Consider the following 25,484-nt stretch of genomic DNA (forward strand, 5'->3'; position numbering starts at 1 on the left):
CTTCATGCTGGCCTCACAACGCGTGAATTCCAGTCTGTCCAGACCGAAGGACAGCGCCGGAGCGACACCGGAGGCGACCGCCTCGACCATCGGCGAACCACTACCGGAAGCCCCCTTCGTTCCCGTTCACGAAGTGGTGGCCCAACTGGCCACCGACCGCCCCACGGCGACCGCCGTGCGATGCGGCAACGTCGCCGTCACCTATGGCGAGTTGGTCTCCTGGGCCAGGCAGTTGTCCCATCGCCTCGCCGCAGCCGGGGTCGGTGCCGGAGACCGGGTCGCCCTCCTGGCCGAGCCCTCCGCCGCGATGATCGCGTCCGTGCTCGGCATCCTCGGCACGGGCGCCGCCTATGTGCCCGTCGATCTTGCCCAACCGACTGCCCGGCTCGCGACGATCCTCCACGACGCGCAGGTGAAGATCGTTGTGGCAACGGCGCAAGCGGCCGAGGTGCGAGCGGCCGACCTTCCGATGCCCGTCGTGACGGTCGCGAACGCCCCGGACGCCGCACCCTTTGACCCCTCCGACTCCTTCCCCGCCGCGGTCGGCCCGGAAGATCCGGCGTACCTCATTTACACCTCGGGCAGTACGGGCGAGCCCAAGGGCGTCATCGTCGGGCACCGCAATCTCGCCGCCTCGACGCAGGCCCGCCTCATGGTCTACCCGGGCACCCCGACGTTCCTGCTGCTGTCCCCGCTGGCCTTCGACTCATCGGTCGCCGGTATATGGGGGACGCTCCTCGCGGGCGGCTGCCTGGTCGTGGCGTCCGCGGACGAACTGCGCGACGCCGAAGCGCTGGTCTCCCTCGTCAGCCGCCACCGCGTGGACCGCGTCCTGTGTGTGCCCACGCTGTACGGGCTGCTGCTCGATGCCGCCGAACGCGCCGGGACAGCGCCACTGGCCTCGCTGCGGCAGGTGATCGTGGCGGGCGAAGCCCTGCCGCAGGCCCTGGCCGACCGGCACTTCGCGGTTCAGTCCTCCGGGGTGGATCTGGTCAACGAGTACGGCCCGACAGAGGCGACCGTGTGGGCCACTTTCCACCGCCTCACCGACACCGGACCGGTCAGCATCGGGGGCCCGGTCCCAGGTGCTCGGCTCTACGTACTCGACAGCGAGCTCAAGGCCGCACCGCCGGGCGCGGAAGGCGAGTTGTTCATCGGCGGGGCCGGGGTGACGCGCGGCTACTTCGGCCGTCCCGAGGCCACGGCGGCGGCCTTCCTGGATGACCCCTTCGCCCCCGAACCCGGCGCAAGCATGTACCGGACCGGTGACATCGTGCGCTGGAACGCGGAGCACCGGCTGGACTTCATCGGCCGGAAGGACGACCAGATCAAGGTCCGCGGCCACCGTGTCGAGCTCGGTGCGGTCGAGGAGACGCTGCGCCTGCTGGCCGGCGTCCAGGAAGCGGTCGTCCTGCCCGACGCACAGGGAACGGGCCTGATCGGCTTCGTCGCCTCGTCGAAGGACGCGGACCCGGTTCCGCTGCGCCGCGCCCTCGCGGAGAAGCTGCCCCCGGTGATGGTGCCGGGCGAACTGCGGGTACTCCCGGAGCTGCCACGCAACCTCAACGGAAAACTCGATCGCGCGCTGCTGCGGACACTCGCAGCGGAGCCGCCCGCCTCCCGGCCCGCGCCCGCGGCCCCGTCCGTCACCGGTGATCCACTCACCGCGCAGGTGACGGCCGCCTGGGCGGAGGTCCTTGGTGTGGCCACGGTGCCATTGGACGTCAACTTCTTCGATCTCGGGGGCCATTCGCTGACCATGTTCAAGTTGCAGGAGGCGCTGGAGCGGCACTGCGGGCTGCGGCCGACGATCGTCTCCCTCTTCCAGGAATCCACCGTGTCGGCACAGGTCACGTTCATCCGCGCCAGTCGTGAGCAGGGGAAGAACACGGGAGAGTCAGGCTCCGCCGAAGCCGTCCGCAGAGCCCGTACGGCCAGACTTCGCCAGCAGCGCGCACGCAAGGGAGCCGGACAGTGACCACATACACCTCGCGCTGGCTCGTGTGCGACACTGCCCGGCCCGACGCGCGTATCCGTCTGGTGTGCTTCCCGCACGCCGGAGGGTCGGCTTCCTTCTACCGCGCCTGGGGCCAGTCGCTGACCAAGGTGGAGGTGCACGCCGTCCAGTACCCGGGGCGCGCAGACCGCTTGGACGAGGAACCCCCGAATGACCTCGTCCGGCTCGCCACCGATATCGCCGACGCGCTGGAACCGCTGACGGATCTTCCGCTGGCCTTCTTCGGGCACAGCTTGGGCGCTCCCGTGGCCCTGGAGACGGCGCGGGCGCTGCAACACCGGGGCATCCGCATCGAGCACCTTTTCGCCTCCGGCTCCCGTGACGCCCCGCTGCCCACACTCCCCGGCCCTGAGGAAGACCCCGACCAACTGCTCATGGATTTGGTGAGGATGGGCGGCACCGACGCGGAGATGGCGGCCGACCCGATCTTCCAGGAGGTGGTCATGCCGTATCTGATCGCCGACGGCCGAATGTTTCACAGCTACGCCATGGCGCCCGAGCCGCTGCTCAGCTGTCCGGTCACCACCATCGTCGGCGACCAGGACGACGACACGGACCTCCGCCCGTGGAGCGCGCTGAGCACGGTCCCCGTCCAGGAGGTCGGCTTCTCCGGGAATCACTTCTACCTCATCGACAACCCCCCGTACGCCCTGCTGGAGAAGGCACTCTCCGCCCCGCGAACCGAATCCTGCTGAACTCCACGGCCCGCGCCACCTCTCGATCCCGCTCTGTGGACAAGCCGATTTCAGGAGGAGGGCGCCGGCAACACGTCGGAGGACAACGCCGCCGCACTTGTCATCCGACGCCGGTGGCGCCACCGGCACAACACCCGTAACCGGCCTCCTCTGCGGGCCGGTTCACATCCCTCCGAGGGGCACGACAAAGGCAAAGGTCGAACGCCTTCAGCGTGTACGCGGGTCGCAGGCGGTACCGGAGAAGTCCGGTACCGCCTTTTCCGTTGGCTTGAGGACCATGCGGGGAACACACGGTCCAGCGGTGGCGTCCAGGGGCGGCGATCACCTGTCCAGGTCCTGGTGTCCCATGGCTCGTGCCGGTCCCGGAACGGCCCGACAGCAGGGCGTCTGTGTCCCGTACCGGCGTGGGCACCGCCGTATCCGGATTGTCCGGAGCCCCGGTGCGGGTCCGATATTTCGAACGCACACTTCTCGAACCACGAGCGATCCGACGCGGTCCGCGCCTGTCACGGCACCGCGCGGGACGGACAGTCCACCATGCCGTTCTCCAGAACCGGCGGCAGTTCGCGCGACGTTGTCGAAACGATTCGAATCCGCACACGAGGAGGAACGCCCGACATGTCATGGCTCGTACCGCGCCTCTTCGCAACGCACACCGCATCCGCATCCGCTTCCGCTTCCGCTTCCGCTTCCGCTTCCGCTTCCGCTTCCGAATCAGCCTCCGACCGTACGAGGAGAACCATGAAACCCCCCATGCGACGCAGCCGATCCCGCGCCTCGGCGTTAGGACTGCTGACCGCCTCCGCGCTGCTGGCGACCGGGGTCGCCGCCGCACCCGCGCCCGCCGCGGACGCCGAAATGATCCAGGCGAGCACCCTGGGCGCCCAGGCGGCCCAGTCCGGACGGTACTTCGGGACCGCCGTGGCGGCCGGCAAACTGGGCGACGGGACGTACGCGACGATCCTGGACCGTGAGTTCAGCTCGGTCACGCCCGAGAACGAGATGAAGTGGGACACCATCGAGCGGTCCCGCGGCTCATTCAACTTCGTTCCCGCCGACCAGATCGTCGACCGTGCCTCGGCGCGCGGCCAGCGCGTGCGCGGTCACACGCTGGTCTGGCACTTGTGGACGTACAGATAACCGAACTCGACATCGCCCAGGCGCCGACGACCGCGTACGCGAACACCGTCCGGGCGTGTGTGAGCGTCATACGGTGCACCGGGATCACCGTATGGGGCATTCGTGACAGCGACTCCTGGCGCAGTGGGGAGAACCCGCTGCTGTTCGATCGCGACGGCAACAAGAAGGCGGCCTACCAGGCGACGCTGACCGCCCTCGGCGGCAGCGCGTGATTCGGCGGGTATGACGGGCAGCCGCGCGGGCTCATCGGCGGACGTCCCCCTGGCCTCCTCCGCGTCCGCCCCGCGCGGCACCGGCTCTGGTCCTCATCAGCATCGGACCGGCCAGGCAGGGCGGTGCACACGCGCTTCCAGGTGCCGTAGATCGCCCGGTGCCTGAGCCAGGACCGGATCTTTGACGAGGCGTTCGACAGCGCCGACCCCTCTCCGCCCAAGACCCGGATCGATCCCCGCCCGCCGTGCCCGCGGCCCGGCGTCGTCGGACGTGAGTAGCGCATTACTCACGACATGACACCGCCTCACAGGTAGGTTTCCCACCGCCCTCGTACGACGTACGGAATGACACCTGGGCATGGCTGCCGGATTGAGACGTCCAGCGGTGCTCCCCAGTGAATTCGACCGATTGCGCATCACCTGTTCCGGCTGTGCATCATCCCTTGAATCACCCCTCGCTGAATGGCGGAAGCTCGCTTCAGCGCTGTTCTGAGACTCCAGTGGCCAATATCTGGTCACTGTGCTGACGGACCGACCGAGGAGAACACATGCTTGGCGGAAGAAATGGCAGAAGAAACACGGCCCGCGGTGTCGTCAGGGAAGTCGGCTCCGGCTTCCTGCGGCGCGTACTGGCCGGGCTGATCGCGGCGGTGGCGCTGTCGACGGGTCTGGTGGTGACGGGTCCCTCGGCCATGGCCGCGGACCTGCCGTACGGTCCGTACACCTGCGCGGCGGGCTTCGTGTGGCGTGAGGCGGTCCCGGCCGACCTGGTCTGTGTGACGCCGCAGATCCGCTCGCAGATCACGACGGAGAACACGCTGGGCCCGTCCCGCCGGGAACCGAATGGCGGCGTCTACGGGCCGGACACCTGCAAGCCGGGTTTCGTGTGGCGCGAAACGCGGCCGTCGGACCGTGTCTGCGTGCCACCGGCCAGCCGCGACCAGGCCCGCACTGACAACGCCAACGCACCGTGGCGACTGGCGGACCCGGGTGCGACGCCGCGCGGCGGGGTGTCTGTCTCCACCACGTTCCACCAACTGGGGGGCTACCTGTACGCCACCGGCAGCGGACTCAGTCCGAACGGCGTCGTGCGGTTCTACGCGGTCGGGATCAACACGAGCGCGCCGTACTCGCTGGGCTCGCTGAGTGTCAGCGCCTCCGGCACCCTGCCCGGGTGGCAGTACGTCGCGGACCTCAGGTGCCGAGGAGGACAGACGCAGCCGGCCACCATCGTGGTCCTCGACCAGAGCTCCGGCCTGGTCACCACCGGCGGCACCACGGACGCCTTCCGCCACTGCGGCTGAGCGCTGAGCCGCTGAGCGGACTCGTTCTCCCGCACCTTCCCCGGCCACATCTCCATGGAGAAGGGCAAGGTCGTCGTGAAGTGACGACCGGACAGGACCTACATCCGTTACCCGGCCCGGTCGTCCGCTGCGAGGCGTGCGCCGGGCCGCTTCATCGACTGTCCGGATCAGGATGGCGGCGAGGTGGAGTGCGGCTTGGAAGACGGTGGCCAGCTTGTCCGTTCGCACGTCGGACCCGCGCGCGGGCGAATCGGCTGTGGCCGTCCTGGGACATTTTCCGCGAGGGCGGGCGGGCAGGAATGGTGCTGGCCATGGTTCTGACGGTGAACACCCGCAGGGCCATTTGAGCAAGGCAAGGAGCGCCATGATGCGTACCAACCAGAAGATCGCCGTCACCCTCGCTGCCACTGTGCTGGCGGGCGCCGCCGGTGCGGGATTCGCGCAGGCTTCACCGGCGACGGGCGGGAGCGTTGCCCCGTCCGCCTGCCGTCCGGCCAACCACACCGCGAAGATCACTGAGGCGGCCAACAGCGCGGGGCACCGTCACTACCGCGTCACCCTGACCGCGCCGAGCGGGTACGAGCCGTGCGAGCTGGCCGGTTCGCCCACCGACGTGCGGTTCTCGAACCACGGCTCGGACAGCGGGGTCACCGCCGGCCGCTACGGCGGCCAGGAGACCGTGGTGACTTTCGGACCAAACCACCCGGTGCACTTCGACATCCAGGTTCCGAGTGGCGGTCGCGGCACCCCCGCGGACGAGGCATCGTTCACACTCCAGGCTCCGGGCGGGCGGATCCCCGGCACGTCTTTCGCCGAGGGCAGGCTCAAGGTGGCCACCGGCACTCTCATCGGTCCGGTCCAGCGCGGCGTCTGATCTCCCTCCACGCCCTGGCGGCGTTCCACCGGCAGGGTCCCCGCGTACAGCTCAACCGGCGATCGCCCGGCCCCCGGGCGGTACGGGCCAGGGCGTGCGAACGGCGTTGCCGTACCCACCGGCACGGAGCCTTCTGAGCGGCGTGGGTTCACCCCAGCAGCAAGGACCTGGGCTGGGCGGACAGGGCCTGGTCGAGGACCAGGGACGCCGCTCCCACCGCGGCCACGTTCTCGCCCAGCGTGGTGGAGACGACCGCTGTCGGATGGGTCGCCTTGACGAACGGGGAGCGTGCGACCATCGGTTCGATGGTCGCGAGAAGACGGTGGGCGAGCAGGAGCCACGTCGGTCCGCCGAAGACGATGGCGTCGACGTCCAGGAGCGTCGCCGCCGCACAGACTCCCCGGCCGATGCGGATGGCAAGGCGCTCGATGATGCCGTCCGCCTGTGCGTTCCCCTCGGCGGCGAGCCGCGCCAACCGCTCCAGACCGCGCTGGGCGTCGGCCGGATCCAGCACCGTGTACTCGGCACCGAGAACACCCAGCGCGATGGCCTCGTCGACGAGCGTCCGCGTCGAGCAGGCCGCGCCGAGTCCGCCGACCTCGCCCGCGTTTCCGGAGACACCGCGCAGCACGGTGTCGTCCACCACCAGCCCCATCCCGGAGCCCGTGCCGAGGTAGAAGAAGAGAAGGTTGCGGCTCTCGGTGGCAGCCCCGGCCCAGCGCTCCGCGACGACCGAGGCCGTGACGTCCTTGTCGAGGAGCGCCGGGAATCCGGTCGCCTCGCTGAGGCGGTCACGGAGCGGGTAGCGGCCCCAGCCGGGCAACTCCGGAGGATCGACCACCCAGCCGGCGGACGCGTCTATGGGCCCCGGCGCGGCGATGCCCAGGCCCAGCACCCGCGCCTCGTCGATCCCCGACTCCGCCACGAGCGAGCGCACCGAGGCGGCCATGTCCGCGACGGTCCCGTCCGTGTCACCGCCGCTCGGGGTCCGCCGGCTGCGATGGCCGACGACCGTGCCGAGAAGATCCACCAGGACGCAGGTGATGACGGCGGGGTCGAGGTGGACTCCTACCGCGTAGCGAGATGTCGGGACGATTTCGAGGAGGGTGCGGGGTTTCCCACTGCCGGTGTTCTGCTTGCCCGATTCACGGGCCACGCCCTGGTCGAGCAGCCGGCGTGTGATATTCGAAACGGTCTGCGCGGACAGGCCGGTGGCCTGCGCGAGTTCGACCCGGCTCAGGCCCGCCGGGTGCCTGCGGATCGCGTCCAGAATCACGGACTCGTTGAAGTCCCCCATGCGCGGCAGATTGGTGCCGCGCCGGATCCTGCGCTTCTCGGGTCTCACCGCTTTAGTGGTCAACGTGTCTCTCCCGGCCTCGGACGAGCGGCGGCTGTGCCGCGCAGCCGCCGCTCCGGAGGCAACAGATCGATGGAATCGTACGACGCGGGGACGCGGCGTGGTCAGCCGCCCGATGGATCAACTGGCGTCGCCTGCTCCCCGGCGGGACGCAGACGCAGGGTACGGATCTGGAAGGGCCGGAACCCGAGGTCCACGGACCCTTCGACTGACGCGCGTGCGAGCTCCTGATCCGGCTTCTCCAACAGGTCGCAGTCGAAGGCGGCGGTAAAGGGGAAGCCGGCGGACAGGCGCGCCGAGACCGCCCCGCCGCACGCTTCGTACAACCGGACCACGATGTCGCCGCTGCGGTCGTCCGCGAGCTTCACCGACTCCACCACGACGTCATTGGTGTCGACTTCGACCAGGGACCGGGCTTCGGCCTGGGCGGGGCGCAAGGGCAGGTTCAGCGCGTAGCCGCCGGCGATCGCCTCCTCGATCCCCGCCCCGGCCAGCAGCGCGTAACTGAAACTGTGCCGGCCGCGGTCGGCCTCCGGGTCGGGGCTGTGCGGTGAGCGGAGCAGCGAGAGCCGCACTGTCGTGGTGGTTCCGCCGCCGTCCCGTGTGTCGCGGCGGACGTCGTGTCCGTAGGTGGAGTCGTTGAGCAGCGCGGCGCCCCAGTGCCGCTCGCCGACGTGCACCCAGCGGTGCGCCCACAGTTCGAAGCGTGCCGCGTCCCAGCTCGTGTTCTCGTGGGTGGGCCGCTGCACATGACCGAACTGGATCTCGGCGCTCTCCCGTTCCGCGTGGACGTCGAGCGGCCAGGCCGCCTTCAGCACGGTGTCGCGCTCCTGCCAGTCGATGTCATTGCGGACGGTCACCTGCCGGCTCTCGGCGGCGATCTCGATGTGCTGGACGAACGTTGAGGATCCGTGCGCGCGCTCGACCCGTACCGACGCCAGCAGCGGTCCCTCGTCCACGAGAGTCACCGACTCGGCCTCGTCCAGGTCGCGCACGGTGTCGCGGTAGTACGAGTCGATGTTCCACGCCGACCACAGATTGGGGTCGTCGGGGTGGAGCTGGAGGAGGTTGCCCGCGGCGCCGGGAGCGATCGCCTCCCGCTCTGCCGAGTGGTCGTAGACCGAGGTGAGCAGGCCGCGCCGGTCCACGACGACGGTCAGCACCCCGTTGCCGAGGACGAATCCACCGTCCTGGGCCGTGGCGGTGACGGCGGCCCGGGGCGCGTCCGCGGTGCCGCCGGACGCGAGGGGAGCGACCTCGGCGAGGATCGCCGTGCGCCCGTCCGCGAGGCGCTGCCCACCGGTGAACACGCCGTCCGCGACGACGGCGACCTCGCGGCGTGCGTACGGTCCGGAGTTGAGGAGCGCGGGACCTCCGGGCAGCCGGCCGACCGCGTCGCCGATCAGCGATTCGAGTTCGGCGTGGATCTCCGCGTACTCGCGCTCGGCCTGCCGGTGCACCCAGGCGATGGACGAGCCGGGCAGAATGTCGTGGAACTGGTTGAGCAGGACTCGCCGCCACAGCGATTCCAGCCGCTCGTACGGGTAGGGCGCGCCGGCCTGGACGGCGGCGGTGGCGGCCCAGAGTTCGGCCTCACGCAGCAGTGCCTCGCCACGTCGGTTGCCGCGCTTGGTGCGGGCCTGGCTGGTGTAGGTGCCGCGATGGTTCTCCAGGTACAACTCGCCTCGCCATACGGGGAGTTGGTCACGCTCGGCACGGGCCGTCGCGAAGAACGCGTCGGGTGCCTCGACCACGACCTTGGGCGAGCCTTCGAGGTCGCGCAGGCGGCGGGCCTTCTCCAGCATCGAGCGGGTGGGCCCGCCACCGCCGTCGCCGTAGCCGAAGGGGACCAGCGAGCGGGTGGCCACCCCCTTGTCCGCGAAGTTCTCCTCGGCGTGGGCGAGTTCACCCGCTGTGAGGGACGCGTTGTAGCTGTCGACGGGCGGGAAGTGGGTGAAGATACGGGTTCCGTCGATGCCCTCCCAGTCGAAGGTGTGGTGGGGGAGCTTGTTCGTCTCGTTCCAGGAGAGCTTCTGGGTGAGGAACCACCGGGCGCCGGCCAGCTTGGCGAGCTGGGGGTAGGCGGCGGTGTATCCGAACGAGTCGGGCAGCCACACACCGTGCTGTTCGACGCCGAACTCCTCCGCGAAGAAGCGCCGTCCGTAGACGAGCTGGCGCGCCAGTGCCTCGCCGCCGGGGAGATTGCCGTCGGCTTCGACCCACATGCCGCCCACAGGTACCCAGTTCCCGTCGGCCGCCGCCTTCTTCATACGGGCGAAGATCTCCGGGCGCTGTTCCTTCATCCACGCGTACTGCTGCGCGGAGGAGCAGGCGAAGACCAGCTCGGGGTACTCGTTCGCCAGCGTGGTCATGTTGGTGAACGTACGCGCGCACTTGCGGACGGTCTCGCGGACCGGCCACAGCCACGCCGAGTCGATGTGGGCGTGGCCGACCGCTGAGAGGGTGTGCGCGGAGGCGTGCGCGGGCCGGGACAGCACATCGGCGAGCCGGCGCCGGGCCTCGGCCGCGGTGTTCGCCACATCGCCCGGGACGATGGCATCGGCGGCGCGGCGCAGGGCGTAAAGGATCTCGTGGCGTCGGGTCGAGCCGACAGGCAGCTCGTGCATCAACTCGTCGAGCACCTCGATGTCGTGGATGAGGTGCCATACGTCGTCCTCGCGCACCGCGATCTCGGCCTGTTCGAGCCGGTAGATGTGCGCTGTGCCCGCGGTCTCCGGCGAACCATGATGGATGTGCAGACCGGCGCTGGCGACGATGGGCGGGTTGGCGGCCAGCTCGATCAGCAGGTCGACCCGGTCGCCGCCGGTGGCGGAGTCGGCGAGGAGCACGGTGCGGCTGTACGGATGCAGGCCCTGGAGCGGAGCGCCCTGGGCGTCGTGGACCAGGCCCTCCGCCTGGCCGCCGGGCCCCTTGGTCAGATCGAATCCGAGGTCGAAGACCGCCTCGACCCGGCGACCCGACCACTCCTCGGGAATATCCGCGCCGGCCCGCATCCAGGTCGTCGCCCAGGGGCCGCCCCAGGTGGCGCCGAGTGTGAAGGGCTCGTAGTCGGCGTGCAGGGCGTCGGCCACGGGGACGGGTTCGCCTTCGACCTGCCAGGCGCTCAGGGTGAGGGGGCGTGCGGCGCTGTAAAGGGCGGGGCGGATCACCCGGTCGAGGAGCTTGCGGATCCGGGTCTCGATGATCCGGCGGTCGTCATGCACGGTGCTGGTCCTTCCAAAGGCCGTACGTGGCGTGGGACTCGGGGGCGGGAGCGGGGAGCCGGACGGTGTCCCGCGCGCCGTCCGGCCAGGTCACGTCGATGAGCAGGGTGGTGTCCTGGGCGCGGGTCGTGACCTGGGGCAGGGCGGTGGGGCCGGTGCCGCCGAGGTGGACGAGGGCGATGTGGACGGTGCCGTGGGCCACGGGTCCTTCGGTCTCCACGACGGGGGTGGCGGACGCGGCGCCGAGGGCGTTGGTGTCGGTACCGGTCACGACGGAGGCGTTCGGGAGGCCCCGCGCGCCGATGACGAGGGAGACCAGCCCGTCGGCGCCCTCGATCCGGGCGCTTCCCCCCTCGGCCGGGCCGGGCGCGGGCGCGGACCGCGGATCGACCGCGAGCGCCCAGCCGCCGATACGCAGCACATGTCCGGCGCCGGGATCGCCGTCGACGCGTACGGCCCGTACCTCCACCGAGCCGCGCAGCGCGGAACCGACGGTGATCCAAGGGCCGAGTGTGTAGTCGGTGTCGGGGCCGCCGAACACATCCCACGTGGCGTCGTCGAGCCAGTGCGCGCGGGAGCGCGAGACGGCCGTGGCACCGTCGATGGAGATCCTGGTGGCGGGGCGCCGGTGGGAGGCGCGGCCCGCCGCGTCCAGCAGCACGACCGCGTTGTCGAGCGGATCCGCCTGCGCGCTGCCGCCCGGCACGGTGGGGTCGCCGGGGGTCTCGGGCGCGGTGTGGGTGGAGTAGGCGAAGCGGGCGTAGGAGGGGTCGTCGGCGTGCGGCCGGGCCGGGTCGCTGTGGTCCCCGCCGTGGTTGACGACACGTACGACGCCGTCCGCGGCGGTGCCGGAGACGAGCCAGCCCGGGGTGGCCAACGCCCGCCCGAAATCGCCCTGTTCAACGGCGAGTGAGGTCGCCTCCTCGGTCCACACGGGGTGGTCCGGCGGCAGGGCGAGACCGATGAAGCCCTTGCTCGCCCAGTACGGGGACGCGGGGCCCGAATAGCCCTGGAGTACGCCGCGGAAGGGCCGGTGCCAGCCGAGCGTGAGCAGCCCTTCATCGTTGACGGCGCCGTGCTCGGTGAAGTGGTCGAGCATGCGGGTCGCGATCGCCCGGGTCTCTCCCGGCGCCAGCGGGGTGGCGTCGAAGAGCGCGCCGGTCCACACCGGCGCCAGTGCCGCGTGCCGGTAGGTGAGCGAGCGGCCCTGGATCAGCGGTGAGCCATTGGCGCCGACGAGCAGCCGCTGGTCCTCAAGGAACCGCCGCAGCCGCTCCCGGTAGCGGTCGAGCAGCCCGCCGGGCGCCGCGTCGCCGAGGATGCGGCAGAACCACAGCGGGTACAGGTGCATCGCCCAGCCGTTGTAGTGGTCGAAGTTGCGGTGCCCGGCGCCGGTGAGGCCGTCGGAGTACCAGCCGTCGCCCGCGTACCAGCCGTCGGTGAGCGCGATGGTCCGGTCGAGGTCCTGCTGGCGCCACTCACCTCCGACCGTACGGGCGAAGGCCTCGGTGATGCCCTGGAACCAGATCCAGTTGTTGCCGGGCATCAGGTTGCCGACCATCGGGGCCAGCCAGTTCAGGATCCGTTCCCTGACCACCTCGTCGAGGCGGTCCCAGATCCACGGCCGGGTCTCGTGCAGCGCCAGCGCGATGGACGCCGCCTCGACCTTGGCCTGGTTGCACTCGGCGAAGGACGGCCAGCGGTCCGGGTTCTTCGGGTCGGTGCCGGCGGCGAGGCCGGCCGCGTACCACCCGGCGAGGTCGTGCGGGTCCGCGCCCGACGCTCCCGCCAGCCGGAAACCGGCCAGCAGGAACGTGCGGGCGAACCCCTCAAGGCCATCGCTGTGCGCACCGTTGTGGCTCGCGGTACCGGGCAGGTGGATCAGATCGTGCCCGGCGCCGGCGTAGGGCCGTACGGCGAGCAGCATGCGGTCCGCGATCTGTTCCCAGTGGGCGCGGGCCTCGCCGGGGGTGCGGTTCATCGGTTTCGGGCCTCCCATGCCTGTTCGTACTCGGCGCGCATCTTGTCGCCTGCCTTCTGTCGCCAGTTCTTTATCGCGCTGTCCCACTCCCCGGGGGAGTTGCGGCCCTGCATGATGCCCATCCGGAGGCTGTCGAGCGTCGCGAAGAACAGCTTGGACATCTTGGCGTCCGTCGCCGAGTACAGCGCCTCGGCGGGGTTGGGGATCAGCTTCGTGACGGCTTCCTTCTGGAAGGCGTACTGGGTGGGCACGATCTCCGGCTTCTGCGGGTAGTAGAGCGTGAACGGCGAGTCGGTGGCGAAGATCGTCGGCAGATAGGTCTCGGCCGTGCCCTTCGGCGTGGGGATCGGATCCGTTCCCTTCACGGTGTGATCGGGACCCCGCACGCCGTACTTGCGCAGCAGATATCCGTCGGTGCCGAAGGGGGCGGCGAGGGCGTTCATGGCGCGCAGGATCTGCTGGACGCGCGCCTTGGGGGCCTTCTTGATGATGAGCGTGGCGTAGTTGGCCCGGCCCTGCCACTGGCCGCCGGTGGTGCTGTCGTCCCAGTCGGGCGGCAGCATGTAACCGATGTCCAGGCCCTTGGAGACAGGTCCGTACGTGGTGTAGAGGTCGTTCCACGCCGCGGGCGCGTCGGGATGCATGACGATCTGGCCGTTGCCGAACCATTCCTTGAACTTGCCCTTGATGGCGAAGGCGTCCGGGTGCATGACGCCGGCCTTCTTGAGCTGGTTGACCGCGTCCATGGCCTGCTTGCACTCTTCCATCTCGAAGTGGTGCGTGAACCTGCCCTGCTCCTCACGCCACCAGTTGGGCGCGCCCAGCATCTGCATCACGAGGTTCCACGTGGTGACGGGGTCGCCGAGGGCGTACTGGTGGGCCTTGGGGTCGGTGATGTCCTTGCAGAGCTGGACGAACTCGCGCCAGGTCTTCGGGTTCGGGTCGAGGTCCCTCTTCCTGAACAGGTCGAGCCGGGTGTAGACGGGGCCGCCGGAGACCGGGCGGGGCATCGGGAGGGCGTAGATCCCTCCGTTGCGCACGCAGGGGCGCCAGGAGTCGGTGGGAATGTTGGCGAGGTACGGATAGTCCCGGATGTTGTCGCCGGACAGGTGCGGGGTGAGGTCCTCGAAGAGGGTGTACAGCATGTCCGGGGTGGCGGCGCTGTTCTGGTCCGGGGGCAGCATCAGCATCGCGTCCGGCAGGTCGCCCCCCGCGAGGGTCACCGCGAATTTCTGCGGATAGTCGTTGACCGGGGTGATCGCGAAGTTGATATCGCAGCCGATGTACTTGTTGAGGGCCTGCCACATCACATTGCTCTCCACCGGCGGCGGCACCGGGTTGAAGATCAGGTTCATGATGTCGATGGCGGGGCCCTTGGCGGGCGGGCCGTCCGGGAAGGCCTTGGGGGGAGCGGACGGGAAGTGCTGGTAGCCGGCGGAGACACCGTCCTGCGTGGCGGGCATCGAGGTCGGCACGCCCTTGTACCGGATGTACGTGGGCAGCCGCGCGTTCGCGTTGGCCAGTCGCGCCGGCCTGGGCTTGAAGTCGCCGCAGCCGGTGAGGGCCAGGCCCGCCCCGACGCCGACAGCCGAGGCGAGGAAGCCGCGGCGATTGAGTAGTGGCTTCATGGTCATCCCTTCACCGCTCCGACCATGACGCCCTTGTTCATATGACGCTGAACGAAGGGGTAGACGAGCACGATCGGCACGATCGACAGTACGAGGATCGCCGCCTGCAGCGACTGGGCGGGCGGCACCGGCACACCGGCGGCGACATCCAGCTGGCCGCCGCTGAGCGAGGCATTGTTGACGACGTAGGTGCGCAGCACGAGCTGCATGGGCCACTTGGACGCGTCGTTCATGAACAGCAGGGCGTTGAAGAAGGCGTTCCAGTACGTCACGGCGTAGAAGAGGCCGATGACGCCGATGGACGCCTTGGACAGCGGGATCACGATCCTGGTGAGGATCGACCACTCCGACGCGCCGTCGATCCGGGCGGCGTCGATCAGCTCGCGGGGCAGGCCCATGAAGAAGGAGCGCAGCACGATCACGTTGAACGCGTTGACCATGGTGGGCAGGATCAGCGACCAGTAGCTGTTGATCAGGCCGAGCTGCTTGACCATCAGATAGGTCGGGATGACACCCGGCACGAACAGCAGGGACATCAGCAGCAGCATCAGCACCGGCTTGTGCCCGAAGGAGCCAGGCCGGCTCAGCCCGTACGCCAGCATGACGGAGGTGACGAGGCTGAGGGCGGTGCCCACCACGGTGACCCCGACGCTCACCATCATGGCCTGTGACACCAGGCCGCCGGAGAGCAGCGCCGAGTACGACTCGAAGGTCGGGCTGTCGGGCCAGAGCACGAAGCCACCGGCCTTGGTGAGCTGGGCGGGGTCGGCGATCGAGGTCGAGATGATCGCCAGGAAGGGCAGCACGACCAGGAGCACGCAGACCAGCAGAAGCAGCGACTTCAGGGCGCGCCAGGGCGGGGTACCGGGGCTCTCGCCGGGGACGGCGCTGTAGGACCTGCGCGGCTTGCCGCCGCGTACGGGGCGGCTGGGAGACAGCGTTGTCATGACCGGTAGACACCTTCTTCGCCGAAGAGATGGGCGACCTTGTTGGCGCCCAGCACGAGCAGGATCCCGATCACGCCCTTGACCAGGCCGACGGCGGCGGCCACGCCCCACTGCCCGCCGACGACACCGTTGTTGAAGACGTAGGTGTCCAGCACCTCGCTGCTGTCCAGGCCGACGGCGGTCTGTTGCAGCAGGATCTGCTCGAAGCCGACGGACAGGGCGTCGCCGAGGCGGAGGATGAGCAGCAGGATCACCAGGCCGCGCAGGGCCGGCAGGGTGACGTGCCAGGTCTGCCGGAAGCGGCTGGCGCCGTCCATGGCGGAGGCCTCGTAGAGGTTGCTGTCGACGCGGGAGAGGGCCGCCAGGAAGAGGATGGTGCCCCAGCCGGCGTCCTTCCAGATCACCTGGGAGGTGATGAGCGTCTTGAAGAGGTCGGGGTTGCCGATGATGTTCCAGGTACCCAAGTCCTGTGCTTGCAGGAACAGGTTGAGCATGCCGGTGCCGCCCAGCATCTGCTGGAAGAGGGCGACGATGACCACCCATGACAGGAAGTGCGGCAGGTACAGGATGTTCTGCACCCACTTCTTGATCCGCTCACTGACCAGGCTGTTCAGCGCGAGCGCCAGCACGATCGGCACCGGGAAGACGAACACGACCTGGATCAGGGTGAGTTCCAGGGTGTTGACCAGCGCCTTGAGGAACTGGTCGTCGCCGTTGAAGATGACGTCGAAGTTGCTCAGCCCGCTCCAGGGGCTGTGCATGATGCCGATGAACGGCTGGTAGTCCTGGAACGCGATGATGTTGCCCAGCAGCGGGATGTAGTGGAAGAGGAGCAGCACCACGATGCCCGGTATGAGGAACCAGAACAGGGCCATGTCCCGGCGGTTGCCTGGACGCAGCCGCCGTAGTCTGCCCTTGTCCGCCGGCTCGGCCCTTTCGGCCGGGCGGGCGGCGGGTTGGTCAAGCGTTGTCATGATGTGAAGCCCTTTCACCGGGAGAAGGGCGTCTTCGGCCACTCCCGGGGTCAGCAAGTCATGCGGAAGTTCGAGCGGCGGTCCGGCCTCCTTGTCTGTTTCGGAGTGGGTGCTCGCGCGGCCCGTCGGACGAGGCTCGGGAGCGCTTCGCGGGTGACCTCGCCGAGCAGCGGCTCGCCCGCCACCCACCGGGCGACCTCGGCGGCCGCGTACTGGCCGAGCCTTCGTACCTCGCTCCCCTGCGCACCTGCTATGCGCGGGGTGACCAGCACATTCGGCGAGGAGAGCAGCGGGTGGCCGGGCGGCAGGGGTTCGGGGGCCGTCACATCGACGTACGCCTCGCGCAGCAACACCCGGAAACCCGCGTCGGAGCCGACCAGTCCGGCGATGACCCGGCGCCCGGTGCGCGAGGCACCGACAGCCGGGCGCGCCGGTCCTCGGGGAGTACGAGCTCGGCGGTACCGGGGTTCATGACGCATACCGCCCTGGGGCGTTCGGGATGTTCGGCTCTGGCTGTCATGAGAGGGGCCCCTTTCGCTGCATACCGATATCTACTTGTCGTTATTGATACGCACTGACCGGCCGCCGTCCCGGGTCGGCACAGCGTCAGGCACGTGGCAGGCGCAGGGTCACCATCTGGAACGGGTGCAGGGCGAGTACGACACCGCCGTCGGCCGCCGTCGGCGGTTCGGCGTCCGCGAGCGGGCGTTCGAGCAGATCCGTGGCGACGGCGCGGTCGGTGGCGAAGCCGTCGATACGGACGGTGGCGCGGGCCCGGCCCCCGTGTGCCTCGTAGAGGCGTACCACCAGATCACCGCTGCGGTCGTCGGCCAGCTTCACGGCGCTGACCACGACGGCGTCATTGTCGGCGGTCACCAGTGGCGCGACCGCCGCGGCCGCGGAGCCGGTGACCCGGCGCTCGGGCAGATTGGCCCGGTGGCCCTCACGGACGGCGTCGCCGATCGTCGCACCCGGCACCAGTGCGTGCCGGAACCGGTGGACGCCCTGGTCGGTCTCGGGATCCGGGTAGCGGGGAGCGCGCAGCAGCGACGCCCGCACGGTGGTCGTCGTGCCCGCGTCGGGGCCGGTGCGTACCGCACGGGTCACGTCGTGGCCGTAGGTCGTGTCGTTGACCACCGCCACGCCCCAGCCCGGCTCATCGACGTGCACGAAACGGTGGTTGCACGCCTCGAACTTGGCCCACTCCCAGCTCGTGTTCTGGTGGGTGGGCCGGTACACGTGGCCGAACTGGGTTTCGGAGGCATACCGATCGGCCTTCACATCCAGCGGGAACGCCAGCTTCAGGAAGCGCTCGGTCTCGTGCCAGTCCACTTCGGTGTCGATGTCGAGTCGCCTGGCGTCCGCCGGAACCGACAGAAGCTGAGTGACCCGGGACGCCCCGAAGACCCGCTCGACACGCACCGAGGTGCCCTCGACATCCAACCGGGCCACCTCGGTGAGGTCGCTGCCGACGTTCCGGTAGAAGGCGTCGACGTCCCACGCGTCCCACTGGTTGGGGAAGTCGGGGTGGAGTTGGAGCAGGTTGGCCGCCTGCCCGGGGGCGATGGCCTCCCGGTCCGCGACGCGGTCGTACGCGGAGACCACGAGGCCGCGTGCGTCGATCTCGACCCGTAGCAGGCCATTGGCGAGGACGTACCCGCCCCCCTCGCGCGGGACGGGAGACACCGCGTCGCCCTGGGCGGTCCGGACCGAGGCACCCCCGGCCGGGACGGAACCGCGGGCGTGCGGAGCCGAGTTGAACACCAGCTCGTCGCCGCCCGGCGCGTCACCGGCGAGCGCGCGCTGCGCACCCGCGATGATGCCCTCCAGCTCCGCGGCGAGCCGCGCGTAGGTCTCGCGTGCCTCGCGGTGCACCCAGGCGATCGAGGAGCCGGGCAGGATGTCATGGAACTGGTGCAGGAGCACCGTCTTCCAGATTCGGTCCAACTCTTCGTAGGGATACGGCATGTCAGCGCGCGCCGCCGCGGTGGCGGCCCACAGCTCGGCCTCCGTGAGAAGCGACTCGCTGCGCCGGTTGCCGCGTTTGGTCCCCGCCTGGCTGGTGAGCGTGGCGCGGTGCAGTTCGAGGTAGAGCTCCCCGACCCACACGGGCGGGTCGGGGTACTCGGCCTCGGCCTTGGCGAAGAAGTCGGCGGGGGCCTCCCACTCGACTGTCGCCGCGCCCTCCAGACTGCGCATCCGGGCCGCCTTGGCGACCATCTCGCGTGTGGTCCCACCCCCGCCGTCCCCGTAACCGGTCGGCGCGAGGGAGCGGGTGGCGACGCCCTTCTCCTTGAAGTTACGCGCCGCGTGGGCGATCTGCCGGCCCGCCATCTCGCAGTTGTACGAGTCGACGGGCGGGAAGTGGGTGAAGACGCGGGAGCCGTCGATGCCCTCCCAGGAGAACGTGTGGTGCGGGAAGGTGTTGGTCCTGCTCCAGGAGATCTTCTGGGTGAGCAGTCGCGTGGCGCCGGCGGCCCTGATGATCTGCGGCAGGCCCGCCGCGAAGCCGAAGGTGTCCGGCAGCCATGCCTCGTCGCTCTCGATGCCGAACTCTTCCAGGAAGAAGCGTTTGCCGTGGACGAACTGACGGGCCATCGCCTCGGACCCCGGCATGTTGGTGTCGGACTCCACCCACATTCCACCGGTGGGTACGAATCTGCCCTCCGCGACGGCCTTCTTGACCCGGGCGTACACCTCGGGCCGGTGCTCCTTGATCCAGGCGAACTGCTGGGCCTGCGACATGACGAAGACGAAGTCGGGCTCCTCATCGAGGAGCGCCGTCATGTTCGACGCCGTACGGGCCACCTTGCGGACCGTCTCGCGCAGTGGCCACAGCCAGGCGGAGTCGATGTGGGCATGCCCGACAGCACTGATGCGGTGCGCCGCGGGCGCGGCGGGCGCGGCGAGCACACCGGCGAGTTCGTCACGCGCCCCCTGGGCCGTGCCGTTCACGTCCTGGAGGTCGACCGCGTCCAGGGCCCGGCCGACCGCGCGCAGGATCTCCCAGCGGCGTGCCCCGTCGAGGGGCAGCTCCGCCATGAGCTCGCCGAGGACTTCCAGGTCCATGACCAGGTTCCACACCGTCTCGTCGAAGACGGCCAACCGCATCTCGCCGAGCACGTATTGGGGAGCTTCGCCCGCCGTGGCCCTGTCGCCCATCGGCGTCGGCTGGAACGGCACCCCGCTCGCGTCGAGATCGGGGTTGGAGGCGGCCTCGATGTGCCAGTGGACCTGCTCCCCGCCCGTCGCCGGTGACCCGACACGGACGTACGCGTTGCGCGGGTGCAGTCCCTTGACCGGGGTGCCGTCGGGCCGGTAAACGAGGCCCTCGCACTGGAACCCCGGGGTCCTCGGGGTGAATCCGAGGTCGAGTACGGCCTCGACGGTACGGCCCGACCACTCGGCGGGGACGGAGCCGGTGACCTTGAACCAGCTGGTTCCCCAGGGCAGGCCCCACGGTGTGCCGGGGGCGATGGGGACGGTCGGTGCCGCCAACCCCTCGGCTACGGGGACGGGTTCGCCCGCGGTGGACCAGATCTCCACGGCCAGGGGTGTCGTGACGGGGTGGACGGCCGGCCGGATGCGTTCCCTGAGGACGCGTTCCAGACGTGCTTCGACCAGCTTCCGGTCGTCATGCATGAAGGGGGTCTCCTGTTGCTGCGAGCGTGTGGGGGCAGTCGATGATGCCGCCGTGCCAGCCGGCGAGCCCGGTGCCCGCGCGTACCGCGGTGGCAAGGCCGGTGCTCTGCTCCCGGGTGATGGTCCCCATGGTCCAGCACTGCACGATCAGGTCGGTGGCGGCCAAGCGCTCCGCGTCCTCGTACACCGCGAGGTCCCCGGAGGTCTCGACGGTGAATCCCCGCTCCTTGAGGAATGGGACGAATCCGTCGCTGATCGTTACGGGCTGATGCCCGTCCCATCCACCGCGGAGGACGAGTGCTCGGCGGTTGTCGCTGGCCAAGGTGATGCGCGCTCCCATCGGCGCCGCACGGCAGTGTGCGGCGATCGGGGTCGGGTGAGGTCGCCCAACAGGCCGGGGCGAAGCAGCTACCTCCGCTCGGACCGAGTTGAACCGGCTGCGATCTGAACGTATGAACCGGCGCCGAAGTTTGTCAATATGTTGGACGAAGTTGAGAGAGGGGTGCGCGAAGGCCGTTCCTCGCGACGGGGAGGTATAGGCGGAAAACAACGCGAAACTCCATGTCATGTGCAATGAGAGATGCCGCCGAGCCGCCGGGAGTGCGTGCGGAAGGCCAATCGAGCCTGCTCCACGGTCCCGCCGCCGCATCACACGGCGCATCACCGGCGGCCCTGCCCTCAACTCCTCGCCCCGAAGTCAGGACACCCTCAAGTCCCGCTCGATGCGCCCGCGTTCGCGCTGTCGAACGTATTGACTAACGCAACTCGATGGAATTACATGACGACGCGGCCACGCCGTCAGCCGCACCTGCCCCCACCTCCGATCAGGGTGCCGGCGTGCACCCAGGGGGCGCGGGATCTGGCGTGGCGGACGCCGCACCTGGCCTGCGGAAAGTCACCGATCAGGATCGGTAAGGCAACGCAGTTCACCGGGCGAGCCGGCCCCGACTGCATCGGCCTGACGGCTGCGCCGGGCCGGCCGCGTCCAGGGCCGGTTCCCGTCCTCAGTAGTGGTCGATCCAGTAGGCCACCCAGGCCACACGGCCCCCGTCGCCGACGCCTTCACCGCCCAGCGCACGAGTTCGTCGCTCGCGGTCTCCCACAGCCGTCGTGCCGCCGTACGCCTGCCACCATCGGTCTTCGGAACGCGCTTCTTCGTCTGCCGCATGCCGAAATCGGAACACCGGTCGCCCGGGACCGGTACCGAGCGCTCCGGCGCGCCGGTGAGAGAGCTGTGATGGGTTACCGAGCCATGCTCGGGACCGGTCCCGAAACGGGCACCATACGGTGGCGGCCAGAAGGACGGTGCAGGTTCGGACCACGGGGTGGATGTGCAGATCCGGGAATTCGTTCCACAAGTACTGCCGGCAACGATGCCGACGCTCTCGGGCTGCCTGCCCAAGGCTCCGCCGGGGACCATCTTCGTGAAGTCCACGCAGAGCGGATTCGCCGTGCCGCCGCGGAAGTTCACCGGATACCCGGCCGCCGTCGACGACGGCGACTCGGAGGGAACCACGGTGAGCCCCGACGGTCGCAGAGTGGTGTCCAGCAGCGCCATGTACGGCACGGGATGGCTGTGGGACGTGACCTCCGGCCGGTGCCTCAGGCAGTTCGTCGCCGGGCAGCCCTTCTCCATGAACGCCCTGTGCCTCAGCGCCGACGGACGGCTCATGGTCTCGGCGGGCATCCTCGACACCACGATCCGCGTCTGGGATCTGGAGCGGGGCCACTGCGTCCGGACCATGAGGGGACACACCGAAGGGGTGGACAATCTGGCGCTGCGGTCCGACAGCCGGTTCCTGCTCTCCGGGTCCAGAGACCAGACCGTGCGCTACTGGGACCTGCACACCGGTCGTTGCGTCCGCACGTTCCGCGGTCATGACGGTGACGTGTGCGACGTCCGGTTCGTCACACTTCCCGACGTTCCCGGGAATGAAAAGCTCGGGCTCTCCCTGGGCAAGGACCACACATTGCGCATCTGGGAGCTGCCCGGCGCCTATCACTCCAGCGCGCAGATCAGCCGGCCCCGCCCGCAGTCCGATCTGAACAGCACCGCCGAGCGGGTACGCACACTGGTCGCCCGGGCCGAGCGCGCGATCTCGGACGGCCGGTACTCCGACGCGCTCAAGGGGCTCACGCAAGCGCGGGCGGAGCGCGGCTACGAACGGGCGCCGGAGGTCCTTGCCGCCTGGCGCAAGCTGGGCCGGCACACCACCCGAGTCGGCCTGCGGAGCGTGTCCCAGACGCGCACGCTCGGTACCGCGAAGCAGAACCATGTCGACGTGTCGGCCGACGGCCGATTCGCGGTCACCGGCGGCATGGAAGAGGTTCAGGTGTGGGACGTCGCCACGGGCGCCCGCCTCGAAGGCCGACGGCTCAGCACCGGAAAACTCCTGCGGAACCTGGCCATCAGAGGCACGCGGGTCCTGATGGTGCAGGTGGACATCCAGATGCTCATGGCGAACAACGCGGAGATGACCAGCTCCGAGCTCTATCTCTGGCAGCGGGACACCGGCGAGATCCGACGCATCGGCGGCGACTACGCGATCCGCTCCCCGCACTGGACGGCGGACGACGACCGGATCCTGCTGGGCGGCTACGACGGCAGTCTCCAGTTGTGGGACCTGGCCCTGGCCGAACCGCGCCGTCTGCACGCCATGCCCGGACACTCCGCGGAGGTCAGCGCCCTGAGCAGCACCTTCGACGGCCGTACGGCGGCGTCGGCGGGCTGGGACGACACCGTCCGGCTGTGGGATCTGCGGACCGGTCAGTGCGTGCGCACCTTGGGCGGGAACGGCCAACTGATGTCGGTCAGCTTGAGCTCCAACGGCCGTTTCGCCTTGTGCGGCAGCGGCCGTGAGAACGCGGGGATCCGACTGTGGGACACGGCCAGTGGGCGGTGTGTGCGTACCTTCGACCCGATTCCCGGCTGGGCGGTCGACGCCCACCTCACTCAGGACGGGCGTTTCGCGGTGTCCGTCGACATAGCCGGCAACCTCCGGATCTGGCAGACCAAGTCCGGCCGTTGTATCCGAGTGATCGAAGCCCATCCGACAGGGGCGTCGTGCGCCGTTCTCCCCGCCCACGACCAGTTCGTGCTCACCACAGGCGGCCCGATGGACACCGACGGCCCCAAGCTCTGGGACCTCGACTGGGACTTGGCCGCTCTAGCGTGAACCGTCCCCTGCCCCGCGCGGAGCCACCCCTGTGCCCTTCACCGCCTTGTCGAAAGCGGCGTCGAACCGTTCGACATCGCCGCCCTCCTGCGTACCCGGCCCACAAGCTGACAGCACACCGCTCACAGCCGAACTCGCAGACAGCGCCACCGAGCGGAAACGCCGCTGGTTCCTGGCCGAGCTCGCCGCCCGCCCGCTGGACGGCGACACGGTCGGGGCTGTCATCAGACACGTTCTCCGTGATCAGGGACGTATGCCGCCAGTGCCGCAATTCCGAATTCGGTCCTTGCGGGGGGAGACATTCGGGGTCAGCCGCAGTCGTTACGGTTGATGCGAGGGGAGCGGGGCCGGTCGTTGAGGCTGTAGCCGCGCGGGTCGTGGATCGATCCGCCGTTCTTCGTGACGCATACCTACCGTCCGGAGATTCCGTTTCTCGTGGACGCGGGCGGTGACCTGGATCACCTTGCCCACATGACCCCTCGGACAGGCCCTAACGGGCAGTCCGAGCTACTGGGAAACTACGGGACCGAGTTCACCCCACATAGCCCCTCAATGCTGTCGCTCTGTGTATTCGCAAGGGGGACCTCCCCAACAACAAACAACCCCGCGGGCTTTGGAGGAGATACGCGCGGCCGCGTAACTACCCCATCATGGCGACGAATTCTGCCGGTGTGTGCGCAGCCGTCGGATCGGGCTCCATCCCCACGTCCCCAAGTACGAGTAAGGTCAACCCATGCACTACTTCGTCAGTTCGGGCGAGATCATCCGCCTCTTCGGACTCCAAGGCATCGTTCTGTTCCCCCGAGAAGCACAAAAAAACCCCGCCGCGCCGTCACGCTCGATGCGCATCCTTCACGAAGTAGGACTCCCGCATGACGACCTCTTCCTGTCACGCATGGATGTCAAAAACCCCAGCCGGGATTCCGTGTATCTAGGCGAGTTCCTCGCACCCACCGAACGCCCATACCCCACCGAGGCGCGAAAATGGCTCGTCCTCGGCTACTTCAACGACTCAATCCTGGCTCTCGACCCCGACACCGAGAACGTCTACGCCTTCCCGGAAGGCACCTCACGACATCTCCTTATGCACCGCGACGTCGAGTCCCTGATCTACAGCCTCTGCGCCCTGCGGACTTACCAAGCCGAGCGGAACTCCGTCGACGACGAGGAAGCACTCGCGCAGCAAACACGATCAAAAATCGAGCAGTTCGACAGCATTCCCTTCGAGGACCCCATCTCGGAATGGAACATCATCTTCGAAGAGATACTGGAAGGATCCTGGTAGTTTCTCCTGTCAAAGACTGCCGACGGATGCGTCGAACACCTTGCTGATTTCCCTCCTTCGCTCCGACGTCGCCTGCTAGGACTTGTCCGGCCGATCATGTCCGGAGCCGGACGACGAGGGCTGCCGCGGTGGAGGTGCCGAGGAATACGTAGCCGCGCTTGTCGTATCGGGTGGCGACGGCTCGGGAGTTCTTGAGCCGTTTGGGGGACGATGTGCCAGATGCCGCGTCGGCGCAGGTGATTGCGGCAGGGCCCGTTGCTGTAGGTCTTTTCCGCAGCCAGGCTGTCCGGCTTCTTGCGGGGCCTGCCCGGCCCGAGTCGGGGACGCGGATCTTCTCCAGCACCGGTTTGCCCGAGACATGACGGTTGCGATGGTTCAGGACCAAGGACGGGTCTGTCAAACGAGCGGTGTAACTGGGTTGTTGGTTACTGACGGGCTGCAGCGCGGCCTGCTCGTTGGGGAAGTGTCCGCGGGCCTTGACCACCCGTCGGATCCGCGCGTTGACCGACTCAGTCGCGTTGGTCGTGCGGACGATGCGGGGCAGGAGGCGGTTGGACGACCGCACGGTGCTCAACGGGATCGTGTGGAAGTTGGGGACCGGGACGGTTTGGCGGGATGTTCCTGAGCGGTACGGGCCGTGAGCCACGCTGCACACCCGTTTCCGTCGCTGGGCTCTGGACGGGACGTTCGAGCGGATGCTCCGGGCCGCCCGGGCCAGGGCGGAAGCGGCCGGGGACATCGACTTGCCCGTGTCGGTCGATTCCCGGCGCGGACTCCAGCGGCCGCGATCCGGCGTAGCAGGACGACGGCGTCGCGTCCGAAAACACGGATCACGACGGTCAGCATGGCCACGTCCCCTGCAAGAGCGGCTGACCACCCCCTTACTCTTCCTCCGCGGGGGGGCCCAGGGGCCGCGCCGCGGGGCAGGGGTGCCTGGGGCGACATGATGTCGAAACCGTGCACCCCCCCCAAGGCGGCCCCGGGTCCCACCCCCGCCCCCCCCCCGGAAATGCGGGGGTGACCCGCCC

General features: G+C 69.2%; 17 protein-coding genes and 2 pseudogenes. 8 read left to right on the forward strand and 11 right to left on the reverse strand.

Features of this window, described 5'->3' with window-relative positions; all coding sequences use genetic code 11:
• The first annotated feature begins 4 nt into the window (after positions 1-4).
• Positions 5-1,978, forward strand: coding sequence for a non-ribosomal peptide synthetase (locus tag ACFRMN_RS13735; RefSeq protein WP_383018103.1), 1,974 nt, complete (start codon positions 5-7; stop codon positions 1,976-1,978).
• Positions 1,975-2,712, forward strand: a complete 738-nt coding sequence (locus ACFRMN_RS13740; protein WP_383018106.1) for a thioesterase II family protein — start codon at positions 1,975-1,977, stop codon at positions 2,710-2,712. The genes ACFRMN_RS13735 and ACFRMN_RS13740 overlap by 4 nt, the downstream gene beginning before the upstream one ends.
• Positions 2,713-3,218: 506 nt before the next feature.
• Here ACFRMN_RS13740 and ACFRMN_RS13745 read toward each other — a convergent pair.
• Positions 3,219-3,455: a hypothetical protein gene (locus ACFRMN_RS13745; protein WP_383018109.1), complete on the reverse strand. Its 237-nt coding sequence runs from the start codon at positions 3,453-3,455 to the stop codon at positions 3,219-3,221.
• Between ACFRMN_RS13745 and ACFRMN_RS13750 the strand changes: the two are divergent.
• The 3 genes and pseudogenes from ACFRMN_RS13750 to ACFRMN_RS13760 all read left to right on the forward strand — a co-directional run.
• Positions 3,454-4,058: pseudogene (locus tag ACFRMN_RS13750) on the forward strand (endo-1,4-beta-xylanase); the annotation flags it as partial. The gene ACFRMN_RS13745 and the pseudogene ACFRMN_RS13750 sit on opposite strands and share 2 nt — an antisense overlap.
• A gap of 554 nt (positions 4,059-4,612) precedes the next feature.
• A complete protein-coding gene (locus ACFRMN_RS13755) occupies positions 4,613-5,368 on the forward strand; it encodes a hypothetical protein (protein ID WP_383018112.1) in 756 nt (251 codons plus the stop codon).
• 364 nt (positions 5,369-5,732) lie between these two features.
• The gene (locus tag ACFRMN_RS13760; protein WP_383018115.1) at positions 5,733-6,242 is read left to right on the forward strand and encodes a DUF4232 domain-containing protein; all 510 of its coding nucleotides are present in this window, start codon (positions 5,733-5,735) and stop codon (positions 6,240-6,242) included.
• Between the two features lie 148 nt (positions 6,243-6,390).
• Here ACFRMN_RS13760 and ACFRMN_RS13765 read toward each other — a convergent pair whose 3' ends face one another.
• The 9 genes from ACFRMN_RS13765 to ACFRMN_RS13805 all read right to left on the reverse strand — a co-directional run bounded on the left by ACFRMN_RS13765 (position 6,391) and on the right by ACFRMN_RS13805 (position 20,317).
• Positions 6,391-7,539, reverse strand: coding sequence for an ROK family transcriptional regulator (locus tag ACFRMN_RS13765; RefSeq protein WP_383018483.1), 1,149 nt, complete (start codon positions 7,537-7,539; stop codon positions 6,391-6,393).
• A 164-nt stretch (positions 7,540-7,703) separates the two neighbouring features.
• Positions 7,704-10,823, reverse strand: a complete 3,120-nt coding sequence (locus ACFRMN_RS13770; protein ID WP_383018118.1) for an alpha-mannosidase — start codon at positions 10,821-10,823, stop codon at positions 7,704-7,706.
• Complete coding sequence (locus tag ACFRMN_RS13775) at positions 10,816-12,804, reverse strand: DUF2264 domain-containing protein (protein WP_383018121.1); 1,989 nt, start codon at positions 12,802-12,804, stop codon at positions 10,816-10,818. Before ACFRMN_RS13775 ends, ACFRMN_RS13770 begins: the two co-directional genes overlap by 8 nt.
• Positions 12,801-14,432 carry an ABC transporter substrate-binding protein gene (locus tag ACFRMN_RS13780; RefSeq protein ID WP_383018124.1) on the reverse strand — a complete coding sequence of 544 codons (1,632 nt, stop codon included), beginning with the start codon at positions 14,430-14,432 and terminating at the stop codon, positions 12,801-12,803. The genes ACFRMN_RS13775 and ACFRMN_RS13780 overlap by 4 nt, the downstream gene beginning before the upstream one ends.
• Positions 14,433-14,434: 2 nt before the next feature.
• Entirely contained in the window at positions 14,435-15,379 is a 945-nt protein-coding gene (locus ACFRMN_RS13785; RefSeq protein ID WP_383018127.1) for a carbohydrate ABC transporter permease, read from the reverse strand.
• Entirely contained in the window at positions 15,376-16,353 is a 978-nt protein-coding gene (locus ACFRMN_RS13790; protein ID WP_383018130.1) for an ABC transporter permease, read from the reverse strand. Before ACFRMN_RS13790 ends, ACFRMN_RS13785 begins: the two co-directional genes overlap by 4 nt.
• 50 nt (positions 16,354-16,403) lie before the next feature.
• Positions 16,404-16,832 (reverse strand): NAD(P)-dependent oxidoreductase, encoded by a 429-nt coding sequence (locus ACFRMN_RS13795; protein WP_383018133.1) that lies wholly within the window; start codon positions 16,830-16,832, stop codon positions 16,404-16,406.
• A 127-nt stretch (positions 16,833-16,959) separates the two neighbouring features.
• Entirely contained in the window at positions 16,960-19,995 is a 3,036-nt protein-coding gene (locus tag ACFRMN_RS13800; RefSeq protein WP_383018136.1) for an alpha-mannosidase, read from the reverse strand.
• Entirely contained in the window at positions 19,988-20,317 is a 330-nt protein-coding gene (locus ACFRMN_RS13805) for a ThuA domain-containing protein (RefSeq protein ID WP_383018139.1), read from the reverse strand. The genes ACFRMN_RS13800 and ACFRMN_RS13805 overlap by 8 nt, the downstream gene beginning before the upstream one ends.
• A gap of 1,051 nt (positions 20,318-21,368) precedes the next feature.
• Here ACFRMN_RS13805 and ACFRMN_RS13810 point away from each other — a divergent pair.
• Together ACFRMN_RS13810 and ACFRMN_RS13815 are read left to right on the forward strand one after the other, a co-directional pair.
• A complete protein-coding gene (locus tag ACFRMN_RS13810) occupies positions 21,369-23,171 on the forward strand; it encodes a WD40 repeat domain-containing protein (protein WP_383018142.1) in 1,803 nt (600 codons plus the stop codon).
• Between the two features lie 733 nt (positions 23,172-23,904).
• The gene (locus ACFRMN_RS13815) at positions 23,905-24,456 is read left to right on the forward strand and encodes an SUKH-4 family immunity protein (protein WP_383018145.1); all 552 of its coding nucleotides are present in this window, start codon (positions 23,905-23,907) and stop codon (positions 24,454-24,456) included.
• Positions 24,457-24,892: 436 nt separating this feature from the next.
• Here the strand turns inward: ACFRMN_RS13815 and ACFRMN_RS13820 are convergent.
• A pseudogene (locus ACFRMN_RS13820) lies at positions 24,893-24,994 on the reverse strand (transposase); the annotation flags it as partial.
• On the opposite strand from ACFRMN_RS13820, the gene ACFRMN_RS13825 reads away from it, so the two are divergent.
• Positions 24,990-25,097 (forward strand): transposase, encoded by a 108-nt coding sequence (locus ACFRMN_RS13825; protein ID WP_383018148.1) that lies wholly within the window; start codon positions 24,990-24,992, stop codon positions 25,095-25,097. The pseudogene ACFRMN_RS13820 and the gene ACFRMN_RS13825 overlap by 5 nt on opposite strands.
• Positions 25,098-25,484: the final 387 nt, after the last annotated feature.

The organism is Streptomyces sp. NPDC056835, assembly GCF_042789485.1.
GTDB lineage: Bacteria > Actinomycetota > Actinomycetes > Streptomycetales > Streptomycetaceae > Streptomyces.

Coding starts and splice junctions, on each gene's coding strand:
- ACFRMN_RS13785 (WP_383018127.1), bottom strand. CDS start 15,379: ATGACAACGCTGTCTCCCAGCCGCCCCGTACGCGGCGGCAAGCCGCGC.
- ACFRMN_RS13735 (WP_383018103.1), top strand. CDS start 5: ATGCTGGCCTCACAACGCGTGAATTCCAGTCTGTCCAGACCGAAGGAC.
- ACFRMN_RS13795 (WP_383018133.1), bottom strand. CDS start 16,832: ATGCGTCATGAACCCCGGTACCGCCGAGCTCGTACTCCCCGAGGACCG.
- ACFRMN_RS13755 (WP_383018112.1), top strand. CDS start 4,613: ATGCTTGGCGGAAGAAATGGCAGAAGAAACACGGCCCGCGGTGTCGTC.
- ACFRMN_RS13815 (WP_383018145.1), top strand. CDS start 23,905: ATGCACTACTTCGTCAGTTCGGGCGAGATCATCCGCCTCTTCGGACTC.
- ACFRMN_RS13775 (WP_383018121.1), bottom strand. CDS start 12,804: ATGAACCGCACCCCCGGCGAGGCCCGCGCCCACTGGGAACAGATCGCG.
- ACFRMN_RS13800 (WP_383018136.1), bottom strand. CDS start 19,995: ATGCATGACGACCGGAAGCTGGTCGAAGCACGTCTGGAACGCGTCCTC.
- ACFRMN_RS13765 (WP_383018483.1), bottom strand. CDS start 7,539: ATGGGGGACTTCAACGAGTCCGTGATTCTGGACGCGATCCGCAGGCAC.
- ACFRMN_RS13810 (WP_383018142.1), top strand. CDS start 21,369: ATGCCGACGCTCTCGGGCTGCCTGCCCAAGGCTCCGCCGGGGACCATC.
- ACFRMN_RS13790 (WP_383018130.1), bottom strand. CDS start 16,353: ATGACAACGCTTGACCAACCCGCCGCCCGCCCGGCCGAAAGGGCCGAG.
- ACFRMN_RS13760 (WP_383018115.1), top strand. CDS start 5,733: ATGATGCGTACCAACCAGAAGATCGCCGTCACCCTCGCTGCCACTGTG.
- ACFRMN_RS13780 (WP_383018124.1), bottom strand. CDS start 14,432: ATGAAGCCACTACTCAATCGCCGCGGCTTCCTCGCCTCGGCTGTCGGC.
- ACFRMN_RS13825 (WP_383018148.1), top strand. CDS start 24,990: ATGCGGGGCAGGAGGCGGTTGGACGACCGCACGGTGCTCAACGGGATC.
- ACFRMN_RS13745 (WP_383018109.1), bottom strand. CDS start 3,455: ATGGTTCTCCTCGTACGGTCGGAGGCTGATTCGGAAGCGGAAGCGGAA.